This window comes from Prosthecodimorpha hirschii (genome assembly GCF_001305515.1).
GTDB classification, from domain to species: domain Bacteria; phylum Pseudomonadota; class Alphaproteobacteria; order Rhizobiales; family Ancalomicrobiaceae; genus Prosthecodimorpha; species Prosthecodimorpha hirschii.
In genome coordinates this window covers 3,446,084-3,459,175 of sequence record NZ_LJYW01000001.1, presented here as the reverse complement: position 1 = coordinate 3,459,175, position 13,092 = coordinate 3,446,084, and the positions used below count along the sequence as shown (strand labels likewise).

At 69.4% G+C, this 13,092-nt stretch carries 12 protein-coding genes; all 12 read left to right on the top strand.

The annotated features are described in order from the left end of the window. Position 1: 1 nt before the first annotated feature. Positions 2-1,132 (top strand): M24 family metallopeptidase, encoded by a 1,131-nt coding sequence (locus ABB55_RS15095; RefSeq protein WP_054359545.1) that lies wholly within the window; start codon positions 2-4, stop codon positions 1,130-1,132. A gap of 4 nt (positions 1,133-1,136) precedes the next feature. Further along, positions 1,137-2,897, top strand: coding sequence for an ABC transporter permease subunit (locus ABB55_RS15090; protein WP_200912030.1), 1,761 nt, complete (start codon positions 1,137-1,139; stop codon positions 2,895-2,897). Beyond that, on the top strand, positions 2,894-3,898 hold the full coding sequence (locus ABB55_RS15085) for an ABC transporter ATP-binding protein (protein ID WP_054359544.1): 1,005 nt from the start codon (positions 2,894-2,896) through the stop codon (positions 3,896-3,898). Before ABB55_RS15090 ends, ABB55_RS15085 begins: the two co-directional genes overlap by 4 nt. Before the next feature lie 370 nt (positions 3,899-4,268). Then, positions 4,269-4,910, top strand: a complete 642-nt coding sequence (locus tag ABB55_RS15080; RefSeq protein ID WP_054359543.1) for a TetR/AcrR family transcriptional regulator — start codon at positions 4,269-4,271, stop codon at positions 4,908-4,910. Between the two features lie 153 nt (positions 4,911-5,063). Continuing rightward, positions 5,064-6,299: a metal-dependent hydrolase family protein gene (locus tag ABB55_RS15075; RefSeq protein ID WP_054359542.1), complete on the top strand. Its 1,236-nt coding sequence runs from the start codon at positions 5,064-5,066 to the stop codon at positions 6,297-6,299. A gap of 46 nt (positions 6,300-6,345) precedes the next feature. Further along, entirely contained in the window at positions 6,346-7,569 is a 1,224-nt protein-coding gene (locus ABB55_RS15070; protein ID WP_054359541.1) for an ABC transporter substrate-binding protein, read from the top strand. A gap of 253 nt (positions 7,570-7,822) precedes the next feature. Further along, positions 7,823-8,689 (top strand): branched-chain amino acid ABC transporter permease, encoded by an 867-nt coding sequence (locus ABB55_RS15065; RefSeq protein ID WP_054359540.1) that lies wholly within the window; start codon positions 7,823-7,825, stop codon positions 8,687-8,689. Continuing rightward, a complete protein-coding gene (locus ABB55_RS15060; protein ID WP_054359539.1) occupies positions 8,689-9,573 on the top strand; it encodes a branched-chain amino acid ABC transporter permease in 885 nt (294 codons plus the stop codon). The genes ABB55_RS15065 and ABB55_RS15060 overlap by 1 nt, the downstream gene beginning before the upstream one ends. Next, entirely contained in the window at positions 9,570-10,331 is a 762-nt protein-coding gene (locus ABB55_RS15055) for an ABC transporter ATP-binding protein (protein ID WP_054359538.1), read from the top strand. Before ABB55_RS15060 ends, ABB55_RS15055 begins: the two co-directional genes overlap by 4 nt. Beyond that, on the top strand, positions 10,328-11,026 hold the full coding sequence (locus ABB55_RS15050; protein ID WP_054359537.1) for an ABC transporter ATP-binding protein: 699 nt from the start codon (positions 10,328-10,330) through the stop codon (positions 11,024-11,026). Before ABB55_RS15055 ends, ABB55_RS15050 begins: the two co-directional genes overlap by 4 nt. A 215-nt stretch (positions 11,027-11,241) precedes the next feature. Beyond that, complete coding sequence (locus ABB55_RS15045) at positions 11,242-11,700, top strand: type III secretion system chaperone (RefSeq protein ID WP_054359536.1); 459 nt, start codon at positions 11,242-11,244, stop codon at positions 11,698-11,700. A gap of 19 nt (positions 11,701-11,719) precedes the next feature. Further along, positions 11,720-13,081, top strand: a complete 1,362-nt coding sequence (locus tag ABB55_RS15040; RefSeq protein ID WP_054359535.1) for a hypothetical protein — start codon at positions 11,720-11,722, stop codon at positions 13,079-13,081. Positions 13,082-13,092 lie beyond the last annotated feature (11 nt).

The window sequence follows — 13,092 nt, the reverse complement described above, 5'->3', positions numbered from 1 at the left end:
CATGAGCATCGCCCGTCCCTGGTTCGCGCGCGAGGAGTATCTCGCGCGCGTCGAAAGACTGCGCGCCGGTCTGGTCGCGCAGGGCTTTGACGCCCTGGTCGCGTTCATGCCCGAGACCGTCACCTGGTCGACCGGCTTCTTCACCCGCGGCTATTCGAGCTACCAGTTCGCGATCATTCCGGTGGCCGGCGATCCGGTGCTCTTCTGCCGGGATGTCGAGGAATATTATCTCGACGCCACCTGCGTCTTCCCCGGCCGGGTGATGTGGACGGATTCCGACGATCGCGACGCCGTCGCGGCCGGCGCGATCCGGACGACCCTAGGGCCGAAGGCACGCGTCGGCATCGAGATGGGCGCCTGGCCGCTCAGCGCGGGCCGCTTCGCCGCCCTGCAGGCGAGGTTGCCGGAGGTCAGCTTCGTCGACTGCACCGCCCTGACGACCCGGTTGCGCCTCGTCAAGTCGCCGGCCGAGATCGCCTACCAGCGGGCGGCCGCGCGGGCGGCCGAAGCCGGGATGGCGGCCGGGATCGGGGCCGCCGTCGCCGGCACCACCGAGCGCGACATGGCGGCCGCGATCTGCGCCGCCATGATCCGTGCCGGCTCCGACCTGCCGGGTCCGGGCGTGCTCTCGTCCGGCGAGCGCGCCTTCCACCTGCACGGCGGCTATTCCGACCGCGTCCTGGAACGGGGCGATATCGTCCAGCTCGAAGTGACCCCGAATGTCCGCCACTACCATGCCCGCTTCATGCGGCCGATGAAGGTGGGCGTCGCCACCGACGAGGAGCAGCGCACCGTCGAGACGCTGATCGCCATTCAGGACCGGGCCATCGCGACGGTCGCGCCGGGCGTCGCCGCCACGGTGCCGGACAGCATCTATCGCGAGGGCGTGCTCGGCGCCGGACTGCGCGAGACCTACACCAACAAGACCTTCTATTCGGTCGGCCTGCTCCTGCAGCCGAGCGGCGGCGAACCGCTGGAGGCGGAGCCGAAGGCGACCTGGCGCTTCGAACCCGGCATGGTCTTCCACACCTATGTGCTGGCGCATGGCTTCGGCATGTCCGAGACGATCGCGGTGACCGAGACCGGGTGCGAGCGGCTGACCACCTTCCCCCGCCGGCTTTTCGTGACCTGACGCCATGGCGATCCCCGAGCCGCCGCCTGCCCGCCCCAGCCCCGCGGCCGTCCCGGCCGTCGCCGGCGTCCCGGCCTTCGCCGGCATACCGGCCGTCGCCGGCATGCCCGTCCGTCCGGCACGCCGTCTCGGCGGCTGGCTCGGTCTCCTGCCGATGGCCGTCCTGCTGACCGCCGCCTTCGCGGTCCCGGTCGTCTCGCTGCTCCGGCTCGGCTTCGGCGACGGCGGGCTTTCCTTCGAGCATTTCCGGCGCATCGCCGAGGTCCCGCTCTACCGCTCGATCCTGGCGACGACCCTGACGATCTCGGCCCTCACGACCCTTCTGTGCGTGGTGCTCTCCTACCCGGTCGCCTATCTGATGGCGACCGTCGGGCCGCGGCTGCGCGCCGTCCTGGTCGTCGTGGTCCTGCTGCCCTTCTGGACCAGTTCGCTCGTCCGCACCACCGCCTGGATCGTGATCCTGCAGGGCAACGGCATCCTCAACAAGCTGCTGATGGGGGTCGGGCTGACCTCCGAGCCGGTCGCCTTCGTCTACAATCTCTCCGGCGTCCTGATCGGCATGACGCATGTGCTCATGCCCTTCGTGGTGCTGCCGCTCTACGCCGCCCTGCGCGCGCTCGATCTCTCGACCGTCCAGGCGGCCGAAGGGCTCGGTGCCGGACCGGCCACCGTCTTCGTCCGCGTCGTGCTGCCGCTGACCGCCCCCGGTGCGGTCGCCGGCGCCACGATCGTGTTCATGAACGCGATCGGCTTCTACATCACGCCGGCCCTGATGGGCGGTCCGGCGCAGACCATGATTTCGCAAGTCATCGCCGACAACGTCAATCGCGAGCTGAACTGGGGCTTCGCCGCCGCGCTCTCGACCATGCTGCTCGGCGCGACCCTGGTGATCTTCATGCTGTTTCAGCGAGCCTTCGGGCTGGAACGGCTCTTTTCCGGCGCGGGGACCGCGCGCAGCGGCGAACCGTTCCGCCTGACCTCGCGCGGGCGCAGCGCCGGGGGCGTTCTGACCGTCGTGTTCGGACTGCTGGTCGCCGTCTTCCTGATCGCGCCGATCCTGGTCGTGTTTCCGATGAGCCTCGGCTCGTCGCCCTTCCTGTCCTTCCCGCCCTACGACTATTCCCTGCGCTGGTACGTGAACTTCTTCGAGACCTCGAAATGGTTCAACGCGCTCATCCGATCGCTCCAGGTCGCGGGGCTGACGGTGGCCGGTGCCGTCGTCCTCGGCACCGCGGCGGCGATCGGGCTCGGCCGCATCCCGGCACGCTGGCGCACCGCGATCGAGACGCTCTTCGTGCTGCCGATGATCGTGCCGGTGATCATCCTCGCGGTCGGGCTCTACTATCTGTTCGCCCCCACCGGCCTGGTCGGCACCATCTGGGGCCTGGCGATCGGCCATACCGTGCTGGCCGCCCCCTATGTCTTCGTCACGGTGCGCGCCTCCTTGAAGTCCTTCGATCCGAGCCTGGAGCTGGCGGCCCTCGGGCTCGGCGCCTCCTGGGCCACCATGGCGCGGCGCATCCTGGTGCCGACGATCCTGCCCGGCATTCTGGCCGGCGCCGTGTTCGCCTTCATCACCTCCTTCGACGACGTGGTGCTGGCCCTGTTCCTGACCAACATCCGGACGCGGACGCTGCCCAAGCTGATGTACGAGGGCGTGGCGCACGAGATCGACCCGACCATCATCGCCGCCGCCGGCCTGATCATCCTGGTCACCATCCTGTTGATGCTGGTCAATCTCCTTGTGACGAGAAGACGCGCATGAGCCTCACACAGACCGGCAAGCCCGTCGCCCTGCGCGGCCTCGTCAAATCCTACGGCGGTGCCGCCCCGGCCCTGGCCGGCATCGATCTCGACATCGAAGCCGGATCCTTCTGCACCCTGCTCGGGGCCTCCGGCTCCGGCAAGACCACGCTCCTGAAGACCATCGCGGGCTTCGAGACGCCGGACCGGGGCGAAATCCGGATCGGCAGCCGCGACATCGCGCCGGTGCCGGTCGCACGCCGCAACATCGGCATGGTGTTCCAGAACTACGCGCTCTTCCCGCATCTGACGGTCGCCCGCAACGTCGCCTTCGGGCTGGAGATGCGCAAGCTGAAGCGCGCCGAGATCGCCCGGCGCGTCGAGGCGGCGCTGGCGCTGGTCTCGCTCGACGGCTTCGGCGGGCGCAGTCCGCGCGAATTGTCCGGTGGCCAGCAGCAGCGCGTGGCGCTCGCCCGCGCGCTGGTCATCGAACCGGACATTCTCTTGATGGACGAACCCCTGGGGGCGCTGGACAAGAACCTGCGTCAGGCGATCCAGGTTCAACTGCGCGACCTGCATCGGCGCATCGGGGCGACGATCGTCTACGTCACCCACGACCAGGAAGAGGCGCTGTTTCTCTCCGACCGGATCGCCTTGATGGACAAGGGGCTGATCGTGCAGGTCGGGACGCCGCAAGAGCTCTATTTCCGGCCGGCCAACCGCTTCGTGGCGACCTTTCTCGGCGAATGCAATCTCCTGCCCGCCCCGTCCGGACGCGGCGAGATCGGTCTGCGGCCGGAAAAGACGCTGGTCGGCGGCAAGGCGGCGGCGGCCGACATCCGGCTCGACGGCACGCTCGTTTCGGCCGTCTTCACCGGCACCGGCTACCGGATCGCCGCCACCGTATCGGGCCGTCCGGTCACCGCGCTGGTCGCCAACGACGATCCCGCGGCGATGCTCGCACCCGGTTCCGCCCTTCCGATCGGCTACATGATCGGCCATGCGATGGCGCTCGGCGACTGAGGCCGAGCCATCCCCCCGGCGGGGCCGGCGGTCATCGAACCGGTGGCGATCGAAGAGGGTCGCCGGCCTTCGGCACGCGCAGGTCCGATGCCTCCGTCGCCGACGAGAAATTCGCGGCGACGCGCAGGTCCGTTGCGCCGAGTTCCCAGGGCAACGGGCGGGAAGCCGTCTCCGGGCCGGTCTGCCCGCGGAGCCGATACCGTTTGAAGCCGCCGGTCGGGCGAGATTGTCGGCACCTGTCGGGACCGCGGAGGCGACGCCGCTCGGCCTTTTCGAGCCGCACGCCGCCGACCATGATGAAATTGCGAAAAACAAACTTGATTGTTTGTAAATGCCATGCGGCAATCGGCACCGAACGGGGGCGGACGGCATGGCGCGCGAGCGGCGCAGGCAGAAGGACCGGACGGCGGAGACCTCGGCGCGGCTGAAGGCCGCGACGATCGACCTCCTGCACGACCGCGGCTTCTGGCGCATGTCGACGGTCGAGATCGCCCGGCAGGCCGGCGTCTCGCGCGGCGCGCTGACGCACCATTTCGCCAGCCGGGAGGAGATCATCACGGAATCGGTCGCCGACATGCTGCGGCGGGTGACCGACGATCTGCACCGCTTCGCCGAGGACTTCGCCGACCGCGGCGGATCGAGCGACGAGATCGTCGACTACATCTGGCGGATGATGTCCGACCGGCTGTTCTACGTCACCATGGAGTTCCTGCCGGAAGCCCGCCACAACGCGGACTTCAAGGCCCGCCTGATCCCCGTGGTGCGGGCCTTCCATGCCGGGCTCGACGCGGTCTGGACGGCGCTTGCCGCGCGCAGCGGCGTCGACCCGGATCGGACGCGCACGGCGATGAACGCGTCCATGTGCCTGGTCCGCGGCATGATCGCCCAGACGGTCATTCGCGACGATCCGCTCTACTACACGGGGCTGCTCGATTTCTGGAAGACGCAGCTGCGCCCCCTGTTCCCGGTCGCGTCCGGTCGCGGCGCGGAGGGCGGGAGGGCGCCCGGATGAGAGCGGCCCGCGCGATCGACCGCCTTTCGACCGGGCCCCGCGACGCCGCGGATCCGGCCGTTTCGTTCCCCCGGCCTGCCCGGGTCCCACCTCTCGCCAATCTCCCAGCCCGCTTCGCCGCACGCGCGGCCGCCTGAAACCGGAGTTCGTTCCGTGTCCACGACCCTCTTCCAGAATGCCCGCATCGTCGACGGCACGTCGGCGGAACGCCCCGGTCCGGTCGACGTCCTGGTCGAGGACGACACGATCCGCGCGGTCGGCCGCAATCTCGGTGCCGGCAAGGCGCGCGTCGTCGACCTCGGCGGCCGCACGCTGATGCCCGGGCTGATCGACGCCCATGTCCACGTGATCGCCGGCACCGCGGATCTCGGCCGCAACGCCGCACTGCCGGACAGCCTCGTGACCGCCCGCGCGGCCACCATCATGCGCGCCATGCTGCTGCGCGGCTTCACCACCGTCCGCGACGTCGGCGGCTGCGACCACGGGCTCCGGCTCGCCACCGAGGAGGGGCATTTCCCGGCGCCGCGCCTGGTCATCTCCGGCAAGGCCCTGAGCCAGACCGGCGGTCACTGCGACTTCCGCGGCCGTTTCGACGACCGGCCGGCGGCGTCGACCGGCTTCCGGCTCGGCGCACTCGGCCGGCTGTGCGACGGCGTCGACGAGGTGCGCCGGGCGGCGCGCGAGGAGATCAAGGCCGGGGCCGACTTCATCAAGATCATGGCCAATGGCGGCGTCGCCTCGCCGACCGATCCGATCCATTTCCTCGGCTTCGCGCGCGACGAGATCGTCGCGGCGGTCGAGGAAGCGGAGAATGTCGGCAGCTACGTGTCGGCCCATCTCTATACGGATGCGGCGATCCGCCGAGCGGTCGAGTGCGGCGTCCATTCGCTCGAGCACTGCAATCTGATCCGGCCGGAGACCGCGCGCATGGCCGCGGCGGCCGGTGCGGTCGCCGTGCCGACGCTGGTCACCTACGACAAGCTGGCGAGCGAGGGCGCGAAGGCCGGCTTTCCGGCGGACTCGGTCGCCAAGATCGACAGCGTCCGGCTCAAGGGCATGGAATCGCTGGCGATCATGCGCGAGGCCGGCCTGCCCATGGCGTATGGGTCCGACCTGCTCGGCGACCTGCACAAGCACCAGTCCGAGGAATTCGTCATCCGCGGCCGGGTCCTGCCGGCCCATGAGGTGATCGCCACGGCGACCCATGTCGCCGCGAAGCTCCTGCGCCTGGAAGGACGGATCGGAACGATCGCGCCCGGGGCCTTCGCCGACCTCATCGTCGTCGACGGCGATCCCCTGCGCGATCTCACGCTGCTGACCGGGCAAGGCCGGCACATGCCGGTCATCATGAAGGGCGGCGCCTTCGTCAAGCGAGGCCGTCTCGACTGATTTCGCAATCGCAGTCCCCAACCCCGCACTCCGAAAGGCAACGTCCATGTCGATCGATCGCCGCCAGACCCTCGCCGGCCTCGCCGGGACCCTCGCACTGCCGCTGCTCGGGCGGTCCGCCTTCGCGCAGGGCGCCGGCACCTTCCGGATCGGTGCGCTCAATCCGGTCACCGGATCGGGCTCTCCCTACGGGACCGGAATGCAGAAGATGATCCTGGCCGCGGCCGAGATGGTGAACGCCGCCGGCGGCGCCGGCGGGCGCATGTTCGAGGTGTTCGCCGAGGATACCCAGACCAACCCCCAGGCGGCCGTCCTGGCGGCGAAGAAGCTGATCGAGATCAACAAGGTGCAGGCGATCCTCGGGACCTGGGCCTCGGGCGTGTCGCTGGCCGTGATCCCGCTCACCAACGATGCCGGCGCGATCCTGATGCACACCTCCGGCGCGCCGGCGCTTTCGGTTGCACCGTCCAATGCCAAGGGGCTCGGCTACCGCTTCCAGGCGACCAACGACCGCTTCGGCCGCGCTTTCGCGGAGATCGCCCAGAAGGAGGGCTTCAAGCGGCCGGCCACCATGGCATTCAACAATGCGTCGGGCATCGGCAACACCGAGGGCTTCCGGAAGGCCTGGGAGGCCAAGGGCGGCAAGGTGCTGGAAGCGGTGGTCTACGAGCCGAACCAGCCGAGCTACCGGGCCGAGCTGCAGAAGGTGCTGGCCGCCAAGCCGGACGTGATCGTCACCGGCTCCTATCTCGCCGATACGACCATCATCCTGCGCGAATGGTTCCAGACCGGCGATGCGACCCGCTGGATCATTCCCGGCTGGGCCGCGAACCCGGATCTGGTCAAGGCGCTCGGGCCCGACGTGACAGAGGGCCTCTTCTCGGTCGATTCCATCTCCAACGAGGAAGCGCCGTCGTTCCAGATGTACGATGCCGCCTACCGCAAGGCGGTCGGGCAGCCGGGATTGAGCAACGTCTATGGCGCCATGACCTGGGACATGGTCGTGACGCTGGCCCTGGCCATGGAGGCGGCCGGGCCGGGTGCCGATGTCGCCGCGATCAACGCCAAGATGCGCGACGTGGCCAATCCGGGCGGCACCAAGGTCTACTCGTTCGCCGAGGGCAAGGCGGCGCTGAAGGCCGGCAAGATCAACTACGAGGGCGCCTCGTCGATCCTCGACTTCGACGCGGCCGGCGATGTCACGCCCGATTTCGGGGTGTCGGTCATATCCAAGGGCAAGATCGAGCGGCGCTACGTCACCAAGATCTGACGGGATCGCGCCCGCGCCCCCGCCGTCCGCCCACGGACCGCGGGGGTCCGGCCGGCGAGAGCATCTCCCGATGGGATGGAACCATCCGATCGATAAGGAAATGCACCCGATTCAATGGCTTGAGCCGATCCTTTTCGGTCGGATCGTTTCGATCCGACCGGGACCGGCTCCAAGCCTCGGACCGACGGAGCGGAGCGGCCGCGAAGCCGCGCCGCCCCGGTCGACATCCATTCGAATTCAACCCGAGCCCTTGATGACCGATCTCCTCGAACTTGCCATCGCCGGACTGATGTCCGGCCTCGTGATCGGGCTCGCCGCGCTGGCGGTGACGCTGGTGTTCGGCATCGCGCGCTTCGCCAATGCGGCGACCGGAGACACGATGACGCTCGGTGCCTATGCGACGCTCGGCGGCACGGCCGCGACCGGGTCGCTCATCGCCGGCGGGGCGATCGGAATTCTCGCCGGAGCGGCGGCCGGGGTGATCGCCTATGCGACGGTGTTCCGGAAGCTGGAGCGGCGGTCTCCCGTGGCCGCCCTCCTGGCATCGATCGGGGTCGGCTTCGTCATCCGCGCCGGACTCGGGCTCGTCTACGGGCACGGCCAGCAGGTGTTCCAACTGCCGTTGGTGCGGCCGTGGCGCGTCTGGGGCATCCGCATCCAGCCGACCGACCTCGAAATCGCGGCCGCGGCCCTGGCGACGCTGGCCGCCGTGTTCCTGATCCTGCACGCGACCCCCATCGGGCGGCAGATGCGGGCCGTCGCCGACGATCCGGACCTGGCGCGGGTGTCCGGCATCGCCCCGCGGCGGGTGATGATCGCGCTGTGGGCGCTGGCCGGCGGCGTGGCGGCGGTGGCCGGCTGCCTGCTCGGGATCAAGACCGTGGTGGCGCCGGAAATGGGCTGGGACATGCTGCTGCCGGCCTTTGCGGCCGCGATCCTGGGCGGGATCGGCCATCCGGTCGGGGCGGTGGTCGCCGGCGTCCTGCTCGGCATCGCGCAGGAGACCGCGACGCCCTGGGTCGGCTTCACCTACAAGATCGCCCTGTCCTTCGCGGTCCTGCTCCTGGTGCTGCTGGTCCGGCCGCGCGGGCTGTTCGGCCGGATCGAGGGGGTGCGCTGATGGACGCCTACCTGATCGCGATCGCGATCGTCACCGGCATCTACGTGCTGATGGCGCTTGGCCTCAATCTGCAATACGGGCTGACCGGACTGATCAATTTCGGCCATGTCGGGTTCTTCTGCGTCGGCGCCTATGCGGCCGCGATCCTCGCATCCCGCGGCTGGCCGGCGGCGGCGACCTTCCCGATCGCGGCGGCGGTGGCGGTGGCCGCCGCCTGGCCGCTCGGCCTCGTGTCGCTGCGGCTGCGGGACGATTACTTCGCCATCGTCTCGCTCGGCTTCTCCGAGGTCGTGCGGCTGGTGGCGACCTCGGAGCGCTGGCTGACCAATGGCGTGCAGGGCATCGCGGGCATTCCGCGCCTGTTCGCCGATCTCTCCGGCACGACGCAGGCCCTGGCCGTGCTCGCCCTGCTCCTGGTCCTCAACGGCCTCGCGATCCTGGCCATGCGGCGGATCGTGGCCTCGCCCTTCGGGCGCATGATCGAGGCGATCCGCGACAACGAGGAAGCCGTCCGGGCGCTCGGCAAGGACCCGGCGCGGTTCAAGATTCAGGTGCTGATGCTGGGCGCCGCCCTGGCCGGGGTCTCCGGCGCGGTCTATGCGCACTATATCGGCTTCATCGCGCCGGAGCAGTTCGTCCCGCTGGTCACCTTCCAGATCTGGATGGCGATCGTGATGGGCGGGGTCGGCCGGGTCTCCGGCGCCCTGGTCGGCTCCGGCCTGCTCATGCTGTTCCTCGAAGGCTCGCGCTTTCTGCGCGATCTGCTGCCCTTCGTCTCCGAGGTGGAGATGGCCAGCGTCCGGATCGGCGTGGTCGGCCTGGCGCTGATCCTGTTCACGCTCTATCGGCCGCAAGGCCTCATGGGAGACTTCACGCGCCGATGACCCTGGTCCTGTCCGGCCTCACCAAGGCGTATGGCGGCCTGCGGGTCGTCGACAACGTGTCGCTCTCGGTACCGTCCGACGGTCTGGTCGGCGTGATCGGTCCCAACGGGGCCGGCAAGTCGACCCTGTTCTCGCTGGCAACCGGGTTCCTGGCCGCCGATTCCGGCACGGTCTCCTTCGACGGGCGCGACCTCACGGCCGTGGCGGCGACCGGCCGCGCACGGGCCGGCATGGTGCGCACCTTTCAGGTGCCGCGCGAGTTCACCCACCTGACGGTCCGGGAGAACCTGATGGCGGCGGCTCCGGGTCAGGCCGGCGAGGGACTGCTCGCCGTCTTCTTCCGACCCGGCGCGATCGCGGCGGAAGAGCGCGCGATCGCCGCGCGCGCCGACGAGACGCTCGCCTTCCTGCGCCTGGATGCGGTCGCCGCCACGCCGGCCGGGCGGCTGTCGGGCGGGCAGAAGAAGCTGCTCGAACTGGGCCGGGCCTTGATGACCGGTGCGCGGCTGATCCTGCTCGACGAACCCTTCGCGGGCGTCAATCCGGTCTTGATCGAGGAGCTTTCGGCGCGCATCCGCGACCTCGCCGACCGCGGCGTCGGCTTCCTGATCATCGAACACGATCTGCGGGCGCTGACCCGGCTGGTCTCGACACTGCATGTGATGGATCGCGGCCGGTTGATCGCCTCGGGCGCGCCGGCGGCCGTGCTGGCCGAGCCGGCGGTGCGCGACGCCTATCTCGGAGGGGCGGCGGCATGATCCTCAGTCTGGAGGCCGTGACCGGAGGCTATGGCGAGGTCGACATCCTGAACGGCATCGACCTCGCATTGGAGGCCGGCAGCATCCTGACCGTCGCCGGCACCAACGGCGCCGGCAAGTCGACCCTGGCCAAGGCCGTGGTCGGCCTGCTGCCGCGGGTCGGCGGGCGGATCCGGCTCGATGGGCGCGACATCGTCGGGCTGCCCGCAGAAGAGCGGGCGCGCGCCGGGATCGGCTATGTGCCGCAGGTCGCCAACGTCTTCCCGTCGCTGACGATCGAGGAAAACCTGGCCGTCGTCGAAGGCGTCGCCGACCGGCGCGGCCGCATCGGCGCCCTGCTCGCGATGTTCCCGGCGCTGGCCGAGCGGCGCCGGTTCCGGGCGCAGAGCCTGTCGGGCGGCGAGCGGCAGCAGCTCGCCTTCGCCCGCGCCCTGATGACCGCTCCGCGCGTGATGGTGCTCGACGAACCGACCGCCGCGCTGGCGCCGTCGCGCGTCGCCGAGAGCTTCGAACGGATCGCGACGCTCGCCCGCACCGGCATCGCCGTGCTGCTGATCGAGCAGCGGGCCCGCCAGGCCCTGGCGATCTCGCATCGCGGCGCCATCCTCGACGGCGGCAAGGTCGCCCTCGCCGGCCCCGCCGCCGACCTGCTCGCCGACGAGACCGCCGCCCGGCTGTTCCTCGGCGCGGGCTGAGCCGCAGACCCACCCGGAGCGGCCGTCGGGTGTCCGATCCACCCGACGGTCCGGCGCAGCGGCACCGGCATATGGCGGCGCTGCCGTCAGGCCATCGAATCCAGCGCTTCCGCCGCGCGGGATTCTCCTTGCGTTGTCATGATCGCGACACCGGGCACGGATGGTGACGTTACGTTCGCCGCATCGGCGCCGTCGTGCCGACGAAGGGGGATCGAATGCGGGACCTGCACGAATTCATTCATGAGCTGCGCGGCCGGATCGGGCTCGACACGCTCGCTTTCGATGCGGACGGCCGATTCGAACTCGTGTTCGGCGACACGATCGAAGTGACCGTGCACCGCGTCGCGGACCGTGCGGTCGAACTCGCCTGCACGATCGACGACCCGGTCCGCGCCGGCGACGCCGCCCGCCTCGCGCGCATTCTGTCGCTCAATCATCTCGGCCAGGCCACGGGCGCAGGCCGGCTGGCGCTCGACCCGGTCGATGGCGCGCTGGTCCTGTGCGAGCGCATCGACCTCGACAGCCTCGACGGCAACGGCCTCGAAGCGCGCATGCTCGATTTCGTGCAGCGCGCCGCGGCCTGGTCGTCGGGCGAGCTCGACGATCTGCTCGATCCCGAACCGGCCGACGACCCGGCCATCGGCCGCGAATCCTTCACCACCATCCGCGTCTGAACCCTGGGGAGCATCCGCCATGGCCATCACCAACGATGTCAATCGCAGCTCGACCATCGGCATCAACGCGACGAAGCAGAACCAGGGAACCGAGCGCCAGGCCGTGATCGGCGACGAGAACGGCTCGTTCACGGTCAAGAAGGGCGATGCCCGGCGCAATGCCGGCGGCACCGGCGCGATCGCGGCGAAGTTCGCGGACATCAAGGCGAAGTTCAAGGGATTGATCCGGAACCTCAAGGAGGCCCACACCGCCCGCGTCGAACACCAGGCGGAGAAGCGTATTCAGGCGAAGGTCGATCGCTGGCACCGCTCCACCGTGAACCTCGACAAGGTCCCGGGCATGCGGAACGCCCACGACGTCATCGATCCGGCCCATAAGCTCCTGAAGGGTGGCGAGATCTTCGGCGGCAAGGGCATCCACAAGGTGGCCGAGCACCTGATCGCCGACGCCCACAATCAGGCCCGCGAGATCAACCTGAAGGGTGGCAACACCACCTGGCAACAGGTGCTCGAATCCCGTCTGACCCGCGAGATGGTCCAGAGCGAACACGGCAAGACCAAGGAGGATGCGAAAGCCAACCTCGACACCCTGCTCAGGCATTTCGCGACCTACGAGCAGGTCCCGAATGCGGGCGACCTCGGCGACATGGCCAAGATCCTGCGCAGCGTCGAAAAGAAGACGACGTCGGATGACGGCATCGTGGCGCTCGCGCGCAACGCCTTCCAGTCCGAGCTCGACAAGCAGTTGAAGGATGTCGAGCAGTTCTTCCGCGGGACCAGTCTGGGAAGTGCCGCCTCGTCATCCGTACTGCGCAACCTGAACACCGCGACGACGGAGCGGATCAGCCAGAGCTTCGCCGACGTCATGACGGATCCGAACAACAAGGCCGACGTGGATCTCGCCGAAAGCGTGCCGCCGTCGGTCAAGCCGACGCCCGAGCAGATGCAGGCGATCACGAGACTGACCGAGCAGTTCCTCGACAAGGCCTTCGGCCTCGGCGTCGACGGCGGCAAGGGCTTCGTCGACAACATGGACAAGCAGGTCGTCGGCTTTCTCAAGGAGACGACCGCGGAAATCCAGGGCAAGACCAAGGTCGATCAGGACGTTCGCAACGCGGCCTCGCAGAAATGGCTGTCGAACGGCGTCGCCCTGCGGGACTTCGCACCGGTGGCGACCCAGATCGGCCGCGATCTGGACCTCGGCAAGAGCAGCAGTCTCGTCGCCACCATGGTCCTGCGCGTCGTCGGCAACGTCCATCCGAACGCCGCGGTCGCCGGCCTCGGCGAGCACAACCGGCAGGCCTATCAGGACCTGATCGGTCGGCGCGGACCGCAGTTCCAGGAACTGCTCGGCCATCTCGGACTGCCGAAGCCGAACTGAACGCCCGACCG